Here is a 21169-nt window from a genome sequence, read left to right on the forward strand (position 1 = left end):
GTGCCTCGCACGCCGCAGGTCGGCGCGCGTAAGATTCATGCCACGAGCGGCGCTTTTGCATTTTGCAGCGTGAGCGAGGCACCGCCCAGACGGGCAATTGGAGACTTTCATGACTCAAACCATCGACGCGGCCACGCCGCTGTGGTTCTACGATTTCGTGTCGCCGTTTTCGTACCTGTTGCTCGAGCAGCATGACAAATGGCCGAGCATGCCGTTTCGGCTTTTGCCTGTTTCGGTGCATGCGCTGTATCGCCATTGGGGGCAGCGGCCGGCGAGCGAAGTGCCGCCCAAACGCGTGTTCACTTATCGTCACGCGCTGTTTCGTGCCGAGCAGCTTGGCATTGCGTTCAAGATGCCGCGCGTTCATCCATTCGATTCGACGAAGCCGCTGTTGCTCGCGGCGGCGATCGAGGCGGATGTTCGTACCGTATGCTCGATGTTTCGCTTCATCTGGCGCGAGGGCCGCGATCCTTCGACGCCGGATGGTTTTGCCGATCTATGCAGCGAGATCGGCGTGCCGCACGGCGAACGGTTGATCGAGCATGAGGACACGAAGGCGCGTTTGCAGCGCAACCTCGATGATGCAATCGCGCTGGACGTGTTCGGGGTGCCGACGTTTCGTCTGAATCGGCAGTTGTTCTGGGGCGAGGATGCGCTGCCGATGGTGCTTTACTGTGCGCGCTCGCCGGGCTGGCTCGAATCGCCCGAGATTCGGCGCATCAGTGAGCTGCCGAATGGGCTGGCTTCATAGCGGGCGATAGGGGCGCGGGCGGGAGCCTGTTTCGTCGGGCATCAATCGTTATTCAGTCCGAATTTTCTCGAACGACTTCGATTGCTTGAGGCGAGCGGCGTGTAATGCGGCGGTTATACGCATTTACCGCATTTACCGATTACGCCGCCAATGATGCAACGCCGACACCTGGCAGCTTGGATTGGGCTGCTGGGGAGCATGTTGATGTTGTCTCGCGCCGCACCAGCCGCACCGTCTTTACCGCCTACACCGGGGCCGCAGATTCAACGTCTGCAACAAGAGCAACTCGAAGCCATCGAGGCGCTCAACGCGCGCCCAGACGTATTGACACCCGCCGAGCCGTCCTCGACGGCAGCGGACCTCGCACATTTGCCGGTTGAACCCACTTGCTTTGCGGTAAATCGGCTGGTCTTGCACGACAACCCATTCGGGTGGCTTGGCCGCAAGCTGCAGCCGGTGGTAGGTCAATGTGTCGGTAAAACGGCGCTCACGCAGATATTGGACGTGGCGAACGGCGCGCTGATCGAACGCGGCTATATCAGCTCGCGTGTGCTGATGCCGGTTCAATCAATGGAATCGGGCACGCTCGCGTTGCAGGTCGTGGCCGGCCGGGTGGGGGAGCTCAAGTCGCCGGTGCCGGGCATCGGCTGGCTGCGCGCGGCATTGCCGACGTCTCACCCTGCGCTGCTCAATCAGCGCGATATCGATCAGGGCCTGGAGAATTTGCGTCGATTGCACTCGCAAGCCGATGCGATGTTCGAGCTTGCGCCGAGCCTATCGCCCGATGAATCGGACATCGTCCTGCGCCCTGGCACCGGCAAGCGGTGGCAGGCGGTGGTCGGTGTCGATAACGCCGGGCTCGACTCGACAGGCAAGTACCAGCTCTCGAGCGCGTTCACGTTCGATTCGCCGCTGCATCTGTACGACCAACTGCAGGTTATTGGTGCAACCAACGCGAACTTCGGCACGCGCGATCAGGGCAATCGCTCGGTGGCGGCGAACTACAGCGTGCCGCTCGGCTATGCGCTGCTCTCGTTGAGCGCCAGCCGCTCGCGCTACAAGCAAACGGTGGCGGGCTTCGACGCCCCGATCGAATACAGCGGCACGCAATCGCAACTGCAAGCGGGGCTCTCAGGCGTCATCTATCGCAGCGCGCGAGCGCGCACGGAGGTGCGTGCCGATATTTTCCACAAACTCAGTCATAACGCGATCGATGGTGTGGACCTGCCGGTGCAGCATCGCGACGTGATCGGCTATGAGCTCGAGGTGTCGCACCGCCACTATCTCGGCGATGCGCTACTCGACGGCTCGCTTGGCTGGCGTGCGTCGCTGCCGGGTCTCTCGCGCAACCCCGGAACGGTGATCGGCGCGCCTGAGTTTAGCGGCGCGACGCAAATCGAACTCGCGAGCGTGAGCGCGCAAGCGCCGTTCACGTTGGGCGGACAGGCGCTGTCGTATCGGTTCAGCTGGAACGCGCAGCATGCGCGCACGCCGCTCACACCATCCGACTACTTCACGATCGGCACACGCTACGCGGTGCGCGGCTTCGATCAGCAACGGACGCTGGCGGCGCAAAGCGGTTGGGCGCTTTCCAACGAAATCGATTGGTTCGTCCCGACGGCCATCGGGACGCAGGCGCTTTATGTCGGGGTCGATGCGGGGCGCGTGCGCGGGGCGGCGACGGAATTTCTCTCGGGCAGGGCACTCGTTGGCGCGGTGCTGGGCATGCGCGGCAATTTATCGACCAAGCGTTCTCCGGCATCGCTGAGCTATGACGTCTCGCTGGGTTGGCCGGTTTCGATGCCCGATCACTTCCAACGCCGTTCGCCCACGTTGCTCGTTCAGCTGAGCACGTTGTTCTAAGCGCGAGAGGAAATGATGAAATCGGGGAGATTGAGACTAACAACGCGTGTTGGATTCGCCGTCCTGTGCGCATTCATTGCTCAGCCGTTCGCTGTCCACGCGCAGATCACGTTGCCGATCACGCCTGATCGCCGCGGGCCGACGCATCCGGTCATCGGTGTGTCAGCCAACGGGGTGCCGCTGATCAACATCACGGCGCCCAATCGCGCGGGCGTCTCGCTGAACAACTTCACGCAGTACAACGTGGGCACGAACGGCGCGGTGATTGTCAATAGCGGTCGGCCGACTGCGTCGCAACTGGCGGGCGCCGTGCAGGGCAATCCGTTTTTGGGCAACCAATCGGCACGCGTCATCATTAATCAGGTGACGTCTGGCAACGCCACGCGCTTGCTCGGTCCCACCGAAATCGCTGGCCACCGGGCCAACCTCGTCATCGCGAATCCGGCCGGCATCACCTGCGCGGGGTGCGGTTTTATCAATACGCCGCGCGTGTCGCTGTCCACTGGGTTGCCGACATTGAATGCCGACGGCTCGCTCGCGGGCTTGAATGTCACGCAGGGCCATATCGATATCACCGGCGCCGGGCTCGATGCGCGCGGCAGTGCGTTGGATCTGATCTCGCGCGCGATGACGATCAACGCCCAACTGTGGGCCGATTGGGCCGACGCGGTGGCCGGCGCCAACCAGGTCGACTACGGCACGAACGCGGCGCACCCGCAGCCAGGCGTCGGCCCCGCGCCTTACTTTGCGATCGACGCCAAGGCGCTCGGCAGCATGTACGCCAACGGTGTGCGGCTGATCGGCACCGAGGCGGGTTTGGGGGTGCGCGAGGTCGGCGGGATTACCTCATTGACGGGCGAGATCCACCTGTCGGCGAATGGCGAGATCACGATCGAGCCGCGTGCACGCCTGCAATCGGCAGCGGGTACGCGTATCGAGGGCAAGGTCGTTACGAATCGGGGCGAGATCGTCAGCGCGCAGGCGGCGACGCTGAGCGCCTCGGCGGCACTCTCGAATGAGGGCGTGATTGCGGCGACGGGGGACGTCACCTTGGAGGCAGCGGTGCTTCGCAACAGCGCGCAGGTATGGGCCGGTGTGGATAGCAGCGGTGTGCCGAGTGCGCCCGGCACGGTGAAGCTTGTCGCGTCGGAGGTGGTGAACCGCGGGCTGATCGCTGCGGGCGGCGGCATCGATGTGGTGGCGCGCGAGCGGATGTCGAACGTCGGCGGCACGCTGCTGGCGAACCACGCAACGATCGACGCGGCGCGCCTGGACAATACCGATGGGCGAATCGGCACGGCGGGCCAGCTTACGATCGAGGCGGCGCGCGATATTTCGAATGCGGGCGGGGTGATCGAAGGCGGTAAGCGGCTGAGGCTCGAAAGCGAGACGCTTTCGAATACGCGCGGTGGGCAGGTAAGAAGCGTGGCGGGCGATTTACGTATCCAGGCGCGCGAGGACGTTAATAACACGGACGGCACAATGTCGGCAGCGGGCCGCTTGACGCTCGACGCGCGGGTGCTGCGTAACGAGCGAGGGGCGATCGGCGGGGGCGAGGCACAGGTGGCGGCCGAGTCGATCGAGAACGACTCGGGCACGATCGTGGCCGCCGGCGCGTTGAAGGTGGACGCAAGTGGCGCGGCGTCCAATGCCAATGGCGTGATCGTAGGCGCAAGCAGCTTGCTATTCAAGGCCGGCCGGCTGTTGAGCAATGAGCACGGTCAAATCGGCACCATTGCCGGGGATGGATCGTTTGAGGTCGCGCGGGAGATCGATAACTCCAATGGCCGGTTCGGTGTGGGCGGTGAGCTGACGTTGCGCGCAGGCGCACTGGCGAATGGCGAAGGCACGATTACGTCGGGTGCGGCCAATATCGGGGTCATTGGCGAACTGACGAATCGCGGCGGCACCATCGCCACGACCGGCGACACGCAACTTACCGCGGGTGTGCTGCAGAACGTGCAGGGCATGATCGGTTCGGTCGAGGGCGGATTGTCGATTACGACCGACGGCGCGACCAATAACACCGAGGGCAAGCTGCTGGCGGACAAGGATCTTTCGCTAAAAAATGCGGAGCTGACCAATCGCGCGGGGGTAGTCGATGCGGATAAGGTCAAGCTCGAAAGCGCGGGGACGTTCAGCAATACGGATGGTCGCGTCAACGCGGGCCAGCAGCTCGATGTTTCGGCGGGCGTGCTCAATAACGGCGGGACACTTGAGTCGGCTGGTGACGCTAAGCTTTCCGGGCGCGACGGTCTCAACAACGGGGGGACCGTGGCCGCAGCGGGCAACCTGCGCGCGACAACCGAAGGCGCGCACGAGAACAGCGGAACGCTATCGGCCGGCAACAGGCTTTCAGTGTCGGGTGCCACCGTCAACAACAAGGCCAGTGGCGAGATGATCGGCACCGTGCAGACGAACGTCAAAGCGACCGACACCGTTGCCAATGAGGGATTGATCGATGGCGGTGCGACCCACGTCACGGCCAACGAGACGGTGCGCAATATTGGGCGCCTCTATGGAGACACGGTGTCGGTCGGCGCGCCAACCGTTATCAACGCACAGAACGAGCAAGGTGTCGGCGGCGTAATCGCTTCGCGCGGCGACGCCGACATCGGCGCGCAAACGATGTCGAACGAGCAGCACGCGATCGTGCACGCGAGCGGCGATATGCGCATCGGCGGTGCGCTCGATGCCGACGCGCGTGCAATGGGCACCGCCGAGACCGTCACTAATATCGGTGCCCAGCTCGATGCGGGAGGAGACGCCAACATCGATGCGGATCGGGTCGATAACCTGAACGCGGACTTTAGAACGGCTAAGGAAACGACCGATTCGGGCCGCAAGGTCTGGCATCAGCTCCCGGGCTCGACCGAGCAGATCGATCCGTCGACCGTTCACTTGTACCACCGCAACAATCACGAGATCACCGATGGCGCCAACTATCGGTGGCTTGGCTCGGACGATCACAAAGTGTTGCTGCTGCCGTCCAAGACGTATCCGACGGCGACGTTCGGTCCGCATACCGTGAACGGAGTGGCGGGCGCGATTGATCTGGTGTTCTCAGAGCCCTATTGGGATGACATGAGCGGGCAGAATGTACCACCGAAGTACCGCGTGTTCGGGGATAACGGCATTTGGCGGACGTTTGGTATTGCAGCGCCGCCCGCCGTGCCAAGTGTCGAACAGCGTGATGGGCGGGGCCGGCCACTGCCGCCGTTGACAGGCAGTGCCGCCATCACGACGTGCTTTATATCGACCGCCCCCGATTGCGCGCCGGTGATCAACTGGATGCGAGCGAGCGGCAGTGCCTACACCGCATTGAACCGTGCCATTTGGAAATACAACGACGACGTTCGCCGCCATATGGTATCGGATTGGACCATCTACGATGTTCAGATGCGCTCGTCGAAGGACGTGGTTGTCGCGACGCAGCCGGGCAAGATCACCGCGGGCGGCAATATTCATATCAACGCGAAAGACGGCAGCAACGACAAGAGCCAGATCGTCGCGGGCGGCACCGCGTATTTAGGCGGCATGCGGGACAACCAGCGTGCGGTGGGCGAACAAACGTTCACGGCGGAGGGGCACGCGATTTATACGCGGGTCGCCTCGGGTGGACGATTTAGCGGGGACGAGCGCAAGAACGACTACACGCCGTATCGGCCGGCCGTGCCCGCGCGTGAGATCGAGCTGCCGGTGGCCACGCCCAATGCGGCACGCGCCGCTCCGATCAAGCAGGTCGCGGCCGGGACGCCCGATGCGCCCACCTTCAATGGCTCGCCTGCGAAGGTCGTGCCGGGCATCCCCACCCGCGGCCTGGACCAGGCGCTCATCACGGCAGTCCGGGCCAACGCCGGGGACGCGGTGATTCGCACCGTGAGCCCGAACGTCCAACTGCCAAGCCACGCGCTGTATCGCGTCACACCCGATGCGGGCAGTCCGTTTCTGATCCAAACCGATCCGCGCTTCACACGCGGCAAGACGGAGGTATCGAGCGACACGATGTTAGCGGCGCTCAAGACCGATCCGGCGCGCGTCACCAAGCGCATCGGCGACGGCTTTTACGAGCAGCAACTGGTGTTGCAGCAAGTCATGCGTACGACCGGACAGTATTTCGTGGGCGATTACACCGATAAGCAGCGTCAGTATCAGACGCTGCTGGCCAATGGGGTGCAAGCGGCCAAGCGGTTCGATCTGAACGTCGGCACCGCACTCACCGAAGCGCAAATGGCCGCGTTGACCACCGATATGGTGTGGCTCGTCAATCAGTCGGTGAAGCTGCCGGATGGAACCGAGCAGACGGTGTTGGCCCCGCAGGTTTACTTGCGTGCCCGCGCGGCTGACGTAACGGGCGAGGGCACCGTCATTGCCGGCAAGCGGGTTCGCATCGACGCGGCGGGTTCGTACCGGAATTCAGGCACGATCGCGGGCCGAAAGGTCACGGTTATCACCGCCGACTCGATTACGAACCGCGGCATGGTCGAGGCCGATACCGTGCTCATCGGCGCAAAACGTGACTTGACGAATCTCGGTGGGGTGATTCAGGGCAATGCGGTGGCGCTCGCGGCGGGCCACGATGTGAATCTGACGAGTACGACGCGCTCGGCCGAGGCCGACAGCGGCACAGCCACGGGCGTTGATCGCCTATCGACGATTAACGCGGGCACACTGCAAGTGCAAGCGGGGCACGATGTGAACGCCCGTGCCGCAGTGATGACCACGACGGGGGAGGCGCAAATCGTAGCCGGCAACGACATCAACCTGCTTGCCGCACGTGAAAGCAGCGAGGAGGCGATCCGATGGAGCGAGAGGAACCGCGCGGAGCATGCCGCCTCGGTGGACGTGGGCACGCGCATCGCATCGGGCGCAGGTCTCACGATGCAGGCGGGGCGCGATGTCAACGCGGTTGCCGCCTATGCCAGCGCGCAAGGCGAGATCGACGTGCATGCCGGGCGCGACGTGAAACTCGATGCGGGCAAACGGAGCGCGAGCGCGCTGGATGAGCATTACCACAAGGAAAGCGGATTCCTGTCGTCGAAGAGGACACACACGCTCGATTCGAGCGCGCACACCGAGGCGATTGGCACGACGCTCTCGGGCGATAGCGTCACGGTGACGGCAAGCAATGACCTCCGCACGCAAGCGGCGACGATTGCGGCAACCGATGACGCCACGCTGGCCGCGGGGCATGACCTCTCGATTGGGACGGCCGAGACTTCGGCACGTGAGTACCATTTCAAGGACGTCACGCGAAGCGGCCTGGGCGCGGCAGGCGCTGGTATCTCTTACGGGCGCAGTCAAACGACCGACACGAGCCGCGACACCGTGCGCGGCGAGCAGGGCAGTCTAGTGGGTAGCACGCACGCCAGTGTGAGGATGCAGGCCGGCAATCGGCTGCAGATCACGGGCTCGGACGTCATAGCGGGCGAGAACATCACCGGTATCGCCCGCGAGGTGAGCATTGAGGCGTCGAGCACACAGCGCCATCATGACGAGACGCACGAGATGAAGAGTGCGGGCATCTCGCTGGCGGTCAAGACGCCGGTGATCGATGCGCTGCAAAACGTCAACCAGCAGGCGCAGGCGGCAAGCGACAGCCAAGATGGCCGTGCGGCAGCCCTGCGCGGCATTGCCGCCGCGGGTGGCGCGATGCAGGCATTGATTGCCACGGAGGACATGATCAGCGCAATCCAGGACCCTAAGCGCCGGCCGGAGGCGAAAGTGGAACTGAGTGTGGGCGCGTAGCGTAGCAAGATGACTTTTACCGAAGACAGCACGCAGCACACCGGCAGCCATATTCGTGCGGGCGAGACCGCGGCATTCGTCGCAACAGGCGACGCGGCATCCGAGAGCGGCAACCTCACGATCGCGGGCTCGGACATCGATGCACGCGAGGCCTTACTGCAAGCGAACAATCGCATTGATTTGCTGAGCAGCGTCGACACGAACCGCACGCGCAGCACGAATGAATCGAAGAGCGCGAGCGTGGGGGTGTCGTATGGGGTGGATGGGGTGGGCGTATCGGGCTCGGTGTCGTACGCGCGAGGCGAGGCGAATGCCGATGCGAGCAGTCATAACAACACGCACATCAACGCAAGCGATCGGGCCACGCTGGTCAGCGGGGGCGACACGAACGTGGTGGGCGCAAACGTGAATGCGAAGCGCATCGTGGCGGACATTGGGGGCGATTTGAACATTGCCTCGATGCAGGACACGAGCCGCAGTGCGGCGCATCAGTACAGTGGGGGCGGTGGCTTTGCGGTGAGCACGGGCGGCGCGAGCGGCAGCTTTAGCGTCAACGCTGGTCAAGCGCGCGGCAACTATGAGGCGGTGAACGAGCAGTCAGGCCTACAAGCCGGTGAGGGTGGGTTTGAGGTGACGGTAAAGGGCAATACGGATTTGAAAGGCGGGTACCTCGCGAGTACGGCGAGCGCGCCGGACAATCGCCTGAGCACGGGCACGCTGAGTTGGAGCGACGTCATGAACCGTTCCACCTATCGCGCAACGAGCGGGGGGATGGCGCAAGGGGGCACGACAGGTAACGGCGGCAATAACTACGCGACGCACGGTGCGAGCTCGGGCAAGAACACGGGCGGGGTGTCGCCGATGCTGGTGCAACACGACAGTGGCAGCCAAAGCGCGCTGACGCGCAGTGCGGTGGAAGCGGGTTCGATCACGATCACCGATGAAGCGAATCAGGTGCAAGACGTGGCGATGCTCAATCGCGATACCAGCGCATTGAGCGGCACGGTGGCTCGCACGCCGGACTTGCAAAGCAGGCTGAACCGGCAGGCGGAGGTGATGACAGCGGTGCAGGCAGCGGGGGAGGTGGTGGCGAAGCAGATCGGCCGGTATGCGAACGGCAAGCATAAGGCGGCGTTGGAAGAGATGGAGCAGGCCAAGGCGCGGGGTGACGCGAAGCTTGCGGGGCACTACGAAGCGCAGGCTGAGCGTTGGAGCGAGGGCGGCAAGGGCCGCGCGTTGATGCAGGCCGCGGGGGCGGCGGTGACGGTGGGGCTTGGTGGCGGCAATGCGGTGGGCGCGGCGGCGGGGGCCGGGGTGGCTTCGCTGGCGGGTGGCAAGTTAGACGAGCTTGCTGAGCAAATCAGGTCATCAAAGCCCACGGGTAACGCCGACGTCGACGAGGCATTGGCCAATATCGTGGCGAATAGCCTCGCGACGGTGCTGGGCGTGGCAGTAGGCGGCAATGCGGGTGCTGTGGGTGCGTATAACGTGGATCGGTTTAATCGGCAGCTTCATCCGGAGGAAAGAGGCTCGATCGAGAGAAGAAAGAAAAGTTACGCAAAGCAAACCGGCTTGACGGTTGATCAGGCGGAGCAAGAACTGTTGACTCAAGCAAACTTGATGCTTCAAAACGGCTCGCCTGGGCAGTGGAATGAGCGTGCTGCTGCATTCCTGCGTCAAGAGCGCGGCATGTTGCCTGCGGATGGCAACAGCGGGCCAGGCTATATCTTCTATGCGACCCCGGAACAAAAGGCCAATACGGACATGTATGCCAAATATTATCCGAGCGGCGTTGGCATGAATGCGCCGACTGCCGACGACATTGCGAATTCAGCGAGCCGGGAGCAGATGTATCGCGATGCTTATGCAAAGGGAACGTGGGGCGCGGCAGCTGGTGCAGCGACGATAGCATTCGCGGCGCCGGTCGCCATGATTCCTGGCGCACCGCTCCTCAGCACGAACGGCGCACTCGGATCGAGTGCATGGGCTTCGCCAGTGGGGGCCGGCACTGTCAGCGCCACGACTAATGCGGTAACGCAATATCTCCGAAGCGGCTCCATCAACTGGGTGGACGTCGCCGGCTCCTTCGGGACTGGATATGCTGGCTCCGTCTATGCCGGACTAGCGAGGAACGTCGGCATCAACATCCTCGGAGGCGCGACAACGACGGCACTCAATAACATCTTGCAGGGAAAGAGCGACAGTGTCGTGCTCGGAGGCGCCGCAAGCGGTGTGGGCTCGATATTCGGTTACGGTATCGGTAAGAGCGTTGAAGCTGGAGTCGGATCATTGATGAGGCCGACGATGAACAGTTCCGGTTGGGCCGATGTCGGAAAATGGTCGGGATCGTCTGGATTGAGGCTGTTTACGCCGAACAACGTGCCAGCAATCAGCTCTTCGATCGGCGGCAGCATTGGCTTTGAATTCGGAGCCGCTGAAATCAATAGCGTTCGAGACAGCCAAGGCGGGAAAAAGTGATGCGACTGCTACTTCTCATGGTATATGCAGTCGGTATTTCACTGCTGGGGGTGGCAGCGATAAAGGTTGCTGTTGTTTATTTGGCGCGATTGCTTTATGGGGGGGCACATGAATGGAGCCGGCAGGATGCTAACGATATCTTTGTCCATGGCTTTGTCCTGGGCGGGGTGATGTGCGCATTCATTGTCGCGGCGCGCTGCAACATGGGACGACGTTCTTGATCGAACAACAGAACTGTTCTGAAAAATTAACTGTCCGGTTTAATCGGCAGCTTCAAGATGAAGACCGGGAGCAAAGAAAGGAGCTCACGGCGTTGGCTGAGGAAAAGGGGCTGTCGTACACCGGAGACGACATTGCCAATCAACAGGCACTGATGGATTTGACGGTGGACGGGAAGGCGTACTACGGCGAGAATCAAGTTGCGACGGGCGAGAAGCCGCAAGACGGGACGGACTGGAGCTACTACGGGCAAAACGTGAAGGGCGAGTCGGTGTGGGTACAGAACGTGCGGCGCGGGGATCCTGACGTGCAGGCGTTCATCGTGAACAACACGAACGGCAAGGCAGCGAACGGCATGACGTACGAGGCGACAACGATCGGCTCGAATCCGGGGCTGTTCAGAATGCCGGACTTTGTGAACTTCCAGGTCGATTACCTCGTGGGAAGCGTGTGGGGGACGTTCACGCGGGATGGCAACTCATACTTGGGTTACGGATTGAATAAGGGCATCCCGAATTCAGTGGGGGCGGGTGTAAACATTTCCGGCGGGTATCTCAATACGATGACTGTGCGACCAGGTCAAACAAACAAGTTTGCTGAAGGGTATGCCGGCGGAGGGTCTGCGCTGTATGGTGGTCTCGGCGGTGGGGTGATGGTATCGCCGGGCAACGGGACCGCGACCATTATTGGAGTGGGTGCAGGCACGACGCTTGGAAAGACAAAGAACCCTGCTACCGCAGGAGGGGGATTCTCGGTAGATCAAGGGAAAACCGGAGCTGAATGGTAGAGATGGGACCGTCAATCACATCTGTTCCGCAAACGCGGCCACAAAAAATCGTGTGGTGGAGCGTCTTCACGGCGATGATGAGCTTCATTGTGTACGTGATAGTTAAGAGCCTCCTGTTCCGTTGAGGCATGGATGTTTGCGTCGATCGGAAATTGGCCACCTGTTGAGTTCGAGCGGCACTACGCTCTAAACAGCTCATGAGTGTCTGTGAAACCCTGACCGATCCATTATCGAGGTCGAAGTACCAACTCTGCAGACGATCTCGACGGCTGTGGATGCAGTGGTTGATTCCCTGTGTTTTGCGGTGAGGTACGTCTTATTGGCTTGAAGCAAGAATCGTTGCGCGAAACGGGTCTGGCGCATTGCTTTGGGCGCCTTCTCGATCGAGGCAGGCGCGACCGCCCTAGCGATAGCCGTAGAAGTCCGCTCGACGAAGGTGTTGAATTTCACCCTCGCTATCGCCGGTGCGATTTCAGTCTGGAGAGGCCGTGGCGTGGTAGCAAGCTACGCAGGCGCGGCTCGGTCAATTGAACTAATTCAACCCAATGTTCTCGCGCAAACATCCCGAGTTTCGCCGTCCGACGGTAGGGCCTCGCCGTTCCACGTGGCTGAGTCACTTTGCTGAACTGTTCTTCGGAATGTTAGCGAAGGCCACGATGGTCATTGCCGCGTTGGTGGTCTTGGCTCTTGTCTTGCTGAGTGGCGGCGCGGCGCTAAGCGAGCTTCCAACGACGCGACGAGGATGGCGAAACCTGCTGCTCGTTCTACTGGTGATTCTGATGGCTGTAGCGATAGGCATGCATGTAGTTCGGATCTGAGAGCAAGAATAATAGCGATGCGTACAACCACCCCTACCCCCGCACCGACCGCCGCCGCTCCGTCGTACGATACTCCGTCGGCGAAATCGCAAGGCGCTTGCGAAAAATTTTCGCGAGCCCATCACCGCTGCTGACGCCGCAACGCCGCGCGATTTTATCAACCGGCAGATCCGTCGCCACAAGCAGCAAACAACTCGCATCAAGCCGCGCGCGCAGCAGATATTCCGAAGGCGTGAGCCCCATTTGCGACTTGAAACGCCGCAAGAAACTGCGCTCGCTCATCGCTGCGACTTGTGCCGCCTTCGCCACCGAAACGGGTTGTCCATAGTTCTCCCGCATCCAGCGCGCCGCGGCGTTGATCTTCTCCCGCGCACCGCCTTCATCGAGTTCTCCCAGCACCGCCCCGAGCCTTCGCCATGCCCCGGGAATCGAACGCTCAGAAATCTCGCGAGCCGTGTCAGCGCCGCGCTCGCGTTTGACGATCGACAGCGCTGCCGCAATCGGCCCCAGCGGGTCGTCGAGTGCCACCGGCTGCTCGATCAGCGGAGCGGTGCGCGGCGCAGTAGTCGCGCCGGATAAAAGTGGCGCATTCGGCGCAGCGCCAGGCTGGGCATGTCCGCCGAGCGCATGCGCGGCCGCGAGAATCGCAAAGCCTTCACCAATCGCCTTCACAAGACGCGTCTTCGCGAGCACGGCATGCAAGTGGCGCAGGAGTGTTTCATCCGTCTTGACACGCCCAGCGCCCGGGCCACCCGCGATGAAAAGCACGTCGAAGCCGATCGACGCGTAATCTTCGAGCCGCTCGGACCACACCCGCATCGCACCACTGCTTGCAATACTGCCGCCCACGTCCGATACCACGATCAGCTCGTACGGAGCATGAAGCCCATTCGCCGAATGCGATTCATGCAATCTATGCAGCGGCTCGGGTTCGCGCACGTCGGATTCACCGGCCGACGCCGCGGCAGATGACAGCGACGAAGGCGACGATGAAGACGATGACGGCGCGCTCACATGCTCACGCGCCGCGACCTCGCGTTCGAGTTCGATCTCGTCGGCGAGTCGAAAGACCTCAGCCACGGAGCTTACTTCGACGAGCGAAAACGCGTCGAAGATCAGAATTGCGATGCGTTCAGCCATGAGAGCAGTGTCGCGCAACGGCAGGAACATTCGAGAAACGGGCGCTGCGCGTAAGAACTCGTGCAGCGTACTTGACAGCCGACTGGGTCGCATCATATGCGGCATGCGACGCATCGCGTCTGGCCGCGTCGGAAAAGCACGGCATGTTGTCAGATCGCTTCGATAGTTCGCTCCGATGGCGGCAAGTCTTGCCGCCACTCACCGCCCGACGAACCCCGCCGGCTGCGCGACGTGCGACTTGATCGCAGCAGCATGTGACGAAACGACGTAGATCGGCGACTCGGTCAGCGCGAGCTTGATACGTCCATTGCTATACGGCATCGATGTGGCGTTGCCCATTGCATCGAGCACGGCGACCTGCCCCGAGCTGCTCGCATCGTCGACTTGCAGCGCATACGGCACGCTGTGCGTCGCGCTAAAGCCCGTCGACGCGCTCCATGCGGCGTTATCGTGCGTCCACAGCGCCGTGACGATTTTGCCGCCATCCAAGCGTTGAAACGCGTAGCCGTACACGCCGGAAGGTACGTCGTTCAAATAGCCGAGCGTGATCGTGCCATCGATGATGCGCGTCATGGCGGCCATCACCATCGCCGCCGGCTTGGGGCTGATGTTGTTCGACCCATAGCTGCCCTGCGCATGCGTGAGGTCGAAGAATAATCCATAGCCAGGCGGCGCATCGGGGGTATCGGTCGAGTAGAACACGTAGCTGATGTCGGCCCCTTCGCCGAGCAGAATCAGGTGGGTGCGTGCGACGACGGCGCCATGCGCGAACAGCACGTTATGCGTCGGATAATTCGCGCTATATGACGTGCCGATGTCGTAGCTGACGCCCGTTTCCGTCGCAAAGAGCTTCGCACCAGGCTTGAGATACTGCCCCATCGCACCACGCAACTCGCGCATCGATGCAGGCAGCGCATTGGCCGCGATCGCCGCATTGGCACTGGTGGAAAGGCGTTCTGGCGGATGCGACGGCGAACAGCCGATATCGTAGTAGCCGTGAATCGACACGCCATCGAGATACTTGCCGAGCCCGAGCGGTGCGAGGCGTTTGAGCCAGCGCGCGTTTTCGCGCACCGATGCATTGGCCGTGCCCATGATGACGGCATGCGGATCGGTCGAGTGGATCGCTTCGTAAGTTGCGCGATAAAGCGCCACGAAATGCGCATCGGTATCGCGCCAGGGCAGGCCGCTGTCGTGATCGGGCTCCCAGGTCACCTGGTAGTAGTTGTTCGCTTGACGCGGAAAATATCGGGCGCGGATGGCAGCCGAATCGGCGCCGACGCGCCGCATGTAGCTTCGATAAGCGGCCTCCGATACCGGCGCGTAACTATGCGTGCGCTCGCCGGTCGGACTGGCCCACCCAGGAATGCCGTCGAGTTGGATCAGCCGCATGATGTCGCCTTTTCTAAAGTACGGCGCCAGCGTGTCGGTGCCGGGCTTGAAGGTGTCGGCGTGCTGCGGTTCCTGCATGTACCAGTTGCGGTTATCGTTGGCCCATGTCAGCCCGAGCTCCGGGTAAAGCGGCCGATAGCCGTCACCATCGCAGCAGCTTTGCCCCGGCTGCAAATAGTTGGTGCCCTGTCCACCGAAGCGATGCTGATCTTGTCGCGCGAAAGCGACGGCCGGCAGCACGCGCGAGACGTCGGGCAGCACACCAAACGTGACGATCCCTGCGGGACGCGTGCCGCGCGCGGGCAATGCATCGCCCACACGTTCGAGCGTTGCCGAAATCGCAAAGTAGCCGGCCAGCGTGGAACGGCAGCGCAATGTTGTGATGCGCTCGCCGGCTGCCACGCTAACGCGGCCGCTTGCGCGCACCGCGTCGCGCTCGTCGCGCAATTGCCACGCGAGCGTGTCGTTCTCCTTCGTGCGAGTGGTGAACGCAATCGTGATGGGGCTTGCTAGCGCGAATAGGCGCGTGCCGTCGCTGCCAGGCGTATCGGCTTCGAGCACATCGCCGGTTGCGACGGCGGCGCGAGCGTTCGCGGCGGCCTCACAAACAATGGACTGGCCACCTGAACTCGCCTGATCGACCGCACTTGCCGCGCGAGCCGATGCCGGAAGCGTGAGCCATGCGAGGCAGGCTACCAGTTCCAACAGTGCCAACGGTTGCCACTGGTGACGCGCAGCAGGCATGAACGAAACCATCCGAGGAATGTGGACTTCCGACTACAACACAGGCAACCGGCCTGAACTGTCTGCTGCCGAACACTGTGGGGCGAACGTCGATTTCGACGCGACGTGTGTCTTTCGATCCCGATTCACGCGCCGTCGGGCGACCGAGTTTCAGTAATTTTCGGAACTGAAACATCTAGTTGATTGGCGCAACACGGCGTGGCGGAATCGTCTGGGTTCGTCTGGATACTAGACGAGATGCGGGCGCCTGCGCTGCTTGCATTCTGGCGAGCACGACCGATGGAATGTTTCACCGGCGCATCGTTTGCGCGAGCAACGCCGCGCAAGCGGAAACTCTTGCCGCCGCACCGCCGGTGCTGTAACGCAAGGTGACGAGCCGCGATTCCACAAGCGATCGACTTCCTCTCACGCGCCTTTCATCAGCTATTAAGCGAAGCAATTGCACATTTTTGTTACGATTAAAATTGACCATATATTGGGAATTGAGGATTTATCAAAATGAGTCAAGATTGAAACATCGCGTTGCGCACAATGCCGATATTTGATGATACAAAATAAGAAAGAAAGAATGATGTGCCAGGAATCGCTAGCATCGAGTTTCAGGCTTTATGCGCCAATGTGGGTTGCGCAACATATGTGTAGAGCGAGTCCGTTTATCTTTTCCCCCAAGCGTTGGTTCGGGAGTGCCTTTCTTTTGGCACCGGCGGACGAGGCCTGGCAGCTGTTTTTCGCCGCATAGGCCTGGCCGAGGAACTGCGCTGGTTGGTATCGGCTTGCTCGAAGCCGAGTTCACAGATTGATCAAAGTCACAAAGCAGGAGACAAGCGCCGGCGGTGCATTCGCCGCTTAGCCATGGCATTGGTTTTGCCAGCGCGGCTTGGCGTTTTTTAGCTAATTCGTGTGTGAAAGACTGGGTAATTAATTGGATTTGTCCGATTGGTCCAGACGTATGCGCCAGATGTCGGAAAAGGCGATTTATTCGGTCCGCGTCATTCCGACAACATGCCGTCCGATTGCGTCACGATGTGCGCAATGCGTATGCGCTCTGTCTACGATGCACTGCAAATTGACGAAGGGGGCAGCCAATATGCAGGCAACGCCTTTTGAGGGAAATGCCATGCCTTACGCGAGTATCGAACCTGCCGTGATGAGTTGGCTGCACACCGTGCAGTCCAGCCCACGATGCGCTACGCGCCGCATTGCGATCGTCCTGTTCGACGGTTTTTCGCTTCTCGGTGCCGGCCTCGTCGCCGAAGTCTTTCATGTGGCCAATGAGCTGGTCGGCCACCGCTCGAGCGACGAATGGGTCTATGACGTTTCGTTCCTATCGGCCGGTGGTGGCAATGTCAATTGCTCCTCGTCTGTGCGCGTCTGGACCGACGGCCTCGACGCGCGTCACTACAACGGCTTTGATGCGCTGTTCGTGGCGGGCGGCAAGGGCGCGAATGTGGCGGCGAGCGACGAACGGCTGATCGGATGGCTGCGCCGCGTGCAGGTGAAGACCGCCAATGTCCGCTCGATCGACGAAGGCCATCTATTGCTCGAGGCTGCGGGCATCGGCAATCGCGACAGCGAATATCAATTCAGCTCCTATCTGAAGCAGGCGGGACGCGATGCGCCAATTGCCGACACGAGCGACCGCCTCGGGCCGATGAAAGGCGCACTGACGATGGTCAAGCGCGATCTCGGTCTCGACGTTGCGCGCCGCGTGGCGGAACGGCTGATGCCGGGCTCGAGCGCGCGCTTCGTGCCGATTCTCGGCGACGCAGGTGCCACGAGCGCGGGCGACAAGATTCGCAGCGCTGCGCGCTGGCTGCAGGAGAACTGCGAACGGCCGATCTCGATCGCCGATGCGGCACAGGTCGCGGCAATGAGCGAACGCAACTTCTTGCGACGCTTCAAGCTCGAGCTCGGCATGACGCCATCGGACTATCTGTTGCAAGCGCGCCTGGCCATTACCTGCAGCCTGCTGATCGATTCCGAGCTGCCGGTCGACAAGATCGCGCGCCGCAGCGGCATGGGCAACGGCGACCGGCTCGCGAAGATCTTTCGAAAGCGAATGATGATTTCGCCGACCGAGTTCCGTATGCAAAGCCGCCGCGAAGCGGGCGGCTGAACAGGGAGTCATGGCATGAGGTCTCACGAACAACAATATGGCGACGGCGGCAACGGGGAGCGCTCGCGCTCCGCCGCGTGGTCCGCCACCGCGCTCGCTCCCCGCACGCCTGGGGTGGGCAAGCCGGGTACGTCGACATCGTGCAAAAAGATTGTCCCCGTGGTACTCGCTGGCGGCTCGGGCACGCGGCTTTGGCCGATGTCGCGCGAGCACTTTCCGAAACAGCTGATCGATGTGGTTGGCTCGGATAGCCTGTTGCAAGCGACGGTCCGCCGTCTCGATGGTTTTCCGGACGGCTGGGAGATGGCCGAATCGCCGATCGTCGTCTGCGGCGGCGAGCATTGTTTCATTATCGACGAGCAGTTGCGTGCGAACGGTGTCGCGCCAAAGCTGATCGTCGAGCCAGCCCGGCGCGACACGGCACCCGCGCTCACGCTGGCCGCGGCAATGGCGCTCTCGCACGGCGAGGACGCGATTCTCGTTGTGATGCCGGCTGACCACGCCATCGCCGACGTGCCGGCGCTGCAAGCCGCGGTCGAAGTGGCCGCGCGTCATGCCGAGCGCGGTGCGATCGCGACGCTCGGCGTGCCGCCGACGCGCCCCGATACGGCCTTCGGCTATATCCGCATCGGCGAGGCAATCAGTGACGGCACGCATGTGATCGAAGGCTTCGTCGAAAAGCCGGCCGCCGAACTCGCTGCCAAATACCTCGCGGCGGGCACCTACTGGTGGAACAGCGGCATCTTCGTGATGCGCGCATCGGTGTGGCTCGCGGCACTGCGCGCATTGCGGCCGCAGATGCATGACGCGTGCTTGGCTGCGTTCGGCAGCGGGCATTCGCAAGGCGGCCGGTTCGAACCCGGCGCCGAGGCGTTTGAGGGTTCGCCAGCCGATTCGATCGACTACGCCGTGATGGAGCGTCTCGGCTCCGCCGACGCACCGTGCGACGGCGTGGTGGTCCGGCTTGATGCCGGCTGGTCCGACCTCGGTTCGTGGGACGCGGTCTGGGATGCGCTCGATAAGGACGCATACGGCAACGTGGCGCGCGGACGCGTGGTGTTCGAAGGCGCAAGCGCGACCTATGCACATTCCGAAGGCCGCCTCATCGCCTGTGTCGGCACGAACAACCTCGTGGTCGTCGAGACGCCGGACGCCGTGCTCGTCGCCGACCGCGCGCACGTGCAGCACGTCAAGGGGCTGGTCGCGCGGATCAAGGCCGATCACGCGCCCGAGGCCGACGCGCATCGCAAGGTGCGGCGCCCGTGGGGCTTTTACGACTCGATCGACCATGGCGAGCGGTTTCAGGTCAAGCGCATCGTGGTATCGCCCGGCGCGCGTCTGTCGCTGCAGATGCATCACCACCGCGCAGAGCATTGGGTGGTCGTGCGCGGCACGGCGCGCGTGACCCGCGGCGACGAGCAGTTTTTGCTGAGCGAGAACGAATCGGCTTACATCCCGCTCGGCGTGCGTCATCGATTGGACAACCCCGGCAAGGTGCCGCTCGAAATCATCGAGGTGCAATCGGGTGCCTACCTCGGCGAGGACGACATCGTGCGCTTCGACGATCAATACGGGCGATGCGCCGACCAGACCCACCACGATGGCGATGGCAAAAGCAGCGGCAACGATACGCCGAAGTGACGACGCGTTCCCACGCTCGCGGAGATCGATATGCGGGACTTTCAAGGTTTGTTCGCGCGGCTATGCGACGTCATGCTGATTATCGCGGCGGCCGGCGTTGCATCGGAGTTGCGGTTTGATGACTGGTCGCAACGCGGCTTCACCGACGCGTTCACGCTGTTCACGGCTGCGTTCGCGCTCGTGCTGTTCCCTATGTTCGGCGTCTACGAATCGTGGCGCGGCCGCTCCAAGCGCGTGCTCGCTGGGCAGGTTGCATTGGCGTGGGTCGCGGTGCTGGCCTGTGCGCTGACGGTGATGTTCTCGCTGCGCCAGATCGATTTCGTGTCGCGGCTGTGGTTTGCCTATTGGATGGCGCTGGCCGGCGGTGGGCTGATCGCATACCGGCTCGTCGTGCACGCCGTGCTGGCGCGTTTGCGTCACGCCGGTTTGAACTTGCACCAGGTTGCATTGGTGGGATGTGGTTCGCAGTGCGAAACAATTTTGCGCCGCATCGAGGCCGCGCCCGCCACCGGTTTTCGTGCGACGGCCGTGTATCTGCCGAAAGGCGATCCGCATCATGAAGTGCCTACGCTCGATGCACTCGATCGGCATGTCGAGCGCTTTGACGATCTCGATGCGTTCGCCAAATATGTGCGATCGAGCGATCTTCATGAACTGTGGCTCGTGCTGCCGCTGTCGGAGGAGGGAACGATCCTGCGCGTGGTCCGCGAGTTTCATGACGATCTCGTGAACATTCGCTTCATGCCCGACGTGCGCAGTCTCGCGCTCTTCGATACGAGCGGCATCATCGACCTGCTCGGCGTGCCGGCGATCAACCTGATGGCTTCGCCGCTTTCGCCGAGCGCGATGTTCAAGAAGGAATTGTTCGATCGCGTGTTCGCGCTATGCGCGTTGATCGGTCTTGCGCCGGTGTTGTTGACGATTGCCGTGGCCGTCAAGTTGTCGTCGCCGGGGCCGGTGTTTTTTCGGCAAAAACGCAAGGGCGCGGACGGACGCGTGTTCACGATCTACAAATTTCGCTCGATGCGGATGCACGATGAGTCGCCCGGCGTGGTCAAGCAAGCGGTTCGGCACGACCCGCGCGTAACGAGAGTCGGTGCGTTCCTGCGTCGCACGAGTCTTGACGAGCTGCCGCAATTTTTCAATGTGTTGCGCGGCGACATGTCGGTGGTCGGCCCCCGCCCGCATGCGCTCGAACACGACGATCTTTACCAGAAGGTCGTGGCCGGCTATATCCATCGTTATCGCATCAAGCCAGGCATTACGGGCTGGGCGCAGATCAACGGCTATAGAGGGGAAACCGATCGCATCGAAAAAATGGAGCGGCGCGTAGCGCACGATTTGTACTACCTCGGCAACTGGTCGTTCGCACTCGACATGCGCATCATCGCCGCGACCATCGTCAAGGGGCTGGTGCACACCAATGCGTATTGACGATCGATCAACGCGGTGCCTGGTGCGTGACGCTGCAC

At 62.1% G+C, this 21169-nt stretch carries 10 protein-coding genes; 8 read left to right on the plus strand and 2 right to left on the minus strand.

All coding sequences use genetic code 11. The features are described 5' to 3' along the window. Positions 1-109: 109 nt before the first annotated feature. From ACSQ20_RS04085 to ACSQ20_RS04105, 5 genes are all read left to right on the plus strand, one after another. Positions 110-751: a DsbA family protein gene (locus ACSQ20_RS04085; RefSeq protein WP_436017686.1), complete on the plus strand. Its 642-nt coding sequence runs from the start codon at positions 110-112 to the stop codon at positions 749-751. Between the two features lie 204 nt (positions 752-955). Further along, positions 956-2614 carry a ShlB/FhaC/HecB family hemolysin secretion/activation protein gene (locus ACSQ20_RS04090; protein WP_436017688.1) on the plus strand — a complete coding sequence of 553 codons (1659 nt, stop codon included), beginning with the start codon at positions 956-958 and terminating at the stop codon, positions 2612-2614. Positions 2615-2644: 30 nt separating this feature from the next. After that, complete coding sequence (locus tag ACSQ20_RS04095) at positions 2645-8362, plus strand: two-partner secretion domain-containing protein (RefSeq protein ID WP_436017690.1); 5718 nt, start codon at positions 2645-2647, stop codon at positions 8360-8362. Positions 8363-8371: 9 nt separating this feature from the next. Next, entirely contained in the window at positions 8372-10840 is a 2469-nt protein-coding gene (locus ACSQ20_RS04100; RefSeq protein ID WP_436017692.1) for a hemagglutinin repeat-containing protein, read from the plus strand. A 217-nt stretch (positions 10841-11057) separates the two neighbouring features. Then, complete coding sequence (locus tag ACSQ20_RS04105; protein ID WP_436017694.1) at positions 11058-11846, plus strand: hypothetical protein; 789 nt, start codon at positions 11058-11060, stop codon at positions 11844-11846. A gap of 851 nt (positions 11847-12697) precedes the next feature. On the opposite strand, the gene ACSQ20_RS04110 is transcribed toward ACSQ20_RS04105, so the two are convergent. Further along, entirely contained in the window at positions 12698-13804 is a 1107-nt protein-coding gene (locus ACSQ20_RS04110) for a helix-turn-helix domain-containing protein (protein ID WP_436017696.1), read from the minus strand. 198 nt (positions 13805-14002) lie between these two features. Further along, a complete protein-coding gene (locus tag ACSQ20_RS04115) occupies positions 14003-15940 on the minus strand; it encodes a hypothetical protein (RefSeq protein ID WP_436017698.1) in 1938 nt (645 codons plus the stop codon). 1117 nt (positions 15941-17057) lie between these two features. Between ACSQ20_RS04115 and ACSQ20_RS04120 the strand changes: the two genes are divergently transcribed. Genes ACSQ20_RS04120 through ACSQ20_RS04130 form a run of 3 tightly spaced genes read left to right on the plus strand, consistent with a single transcriptional unit; the run spans position 17058 to position 21131 of the window. Beyond that, entirely contained in the window at positions 17058-18056 is a 999-nt protein-coding gene (locus ACSQ20_RS04120; protein WP_436017700.1) for a GlxA family transcriptional regulator, read from the plus strand. A gap of 15 nt (positions 18057-18071) precedes the next feature. Further along, positions 18072-19697: a mannose-1-phosphate guanylyltransferase/mannose-6-phosphate isomerase gene (locus tag ACSQ20_RS04125; protein WP_436017702.1), complete on the plus strand. Its 1626-nt coding sequence runs from the start codon at positions 18072-18074 to the stop codon at positions 19695-19697. 30 nt (positions 19698-19727) lie between these two features. Further along, positions 19728-21131: an undecaprenyl-phosphate glucose phosphotransferase gene (locus tag ACSQ20_RS04130; RefSeq protein ID WP_436017704.1), complete on the plus strand. Its 1404-nt coding sequence runs from the start codon at positions 19728-19730 to the stop codon at positions 21129-21131. The last annotated feature ends 38 nt before the right edge of the window (positions 21132-21169 follow it).

The sequence above is a fragment of the Trinickia sp. LjRoot230 genome (genome assembly GCF_964253315.1).
In the GTDB taxonomy this organism is placed as follows: domain Bacteria; phylum Pseudomonadota; class Gammaproteobacteria; order Burkholderiales; family Burkholderiaceae; genus Trinickia.

What these genes read in the sequence shown, in the direction of transcription:
- ACSQ20_RS04085 (WP_436017686.1), top strand. Translation starts at nt 110, where the DNA reads ATGACTCAAACCATCGACGCGGCCACGCCGCTGTGGTTCTACGATTTC.
- ACSQ20_RS04090 (WP_436017688.1), top strand. Translation starts at nt 956, where the DNA reads ATGTTGTCTCGCGCCGCACCAGCCGCACCGTCTTTACCGCCTACACCG.
- ACSQ20_RS04100 (WP_436017692.1), top strand. Translation starts at nt 8,372, where the DNA reads ATGACTTTTACCGAAGACAGCACGCAGCACACCGGCAGCCATATTCGT.
- ACSQ20_RS04110 (WP_436017696.1), bottom strand. Translation starts at nt 13,804, where the DNA reads ATGGCTGAACGCATCGCAATTCTGATCTTCGACGCGTTTTCGCTCGTC.
- ACSQ20_RS04115 (WP_436017698.1), bottom strand. Translation starts at nt 15,940, where the DNA reads ATGCCTGCTGCGCGTCACCAGTGGCAACCGTTGGCACTGTTGGAACTG.
- ACSQ20_RS04120 (WP_436017700.1), top strand. Translation starts at nt 17,058, where the DNA reads ATGCCTTACGCGAGTATCGAACCTGCCGTGATGAGTTGGCTGCACACC.
- ACSQ20_RS04125 (WP_436017702.1), top strand. Translation starts at nt 18,072, where the DNA reads ATGAGGTCTCACGAACAACAATATGGCGACGGCGGCAACGGGGAGCGC.
- ACSQ20_RS04130 (WP_436017704.1), top strand. Translation starts at nt 19,728, where the DNA reads ATGCGGGACTTTCAAGGTTTGTTCGCGCGGCTATGCGACGTCATGCTG.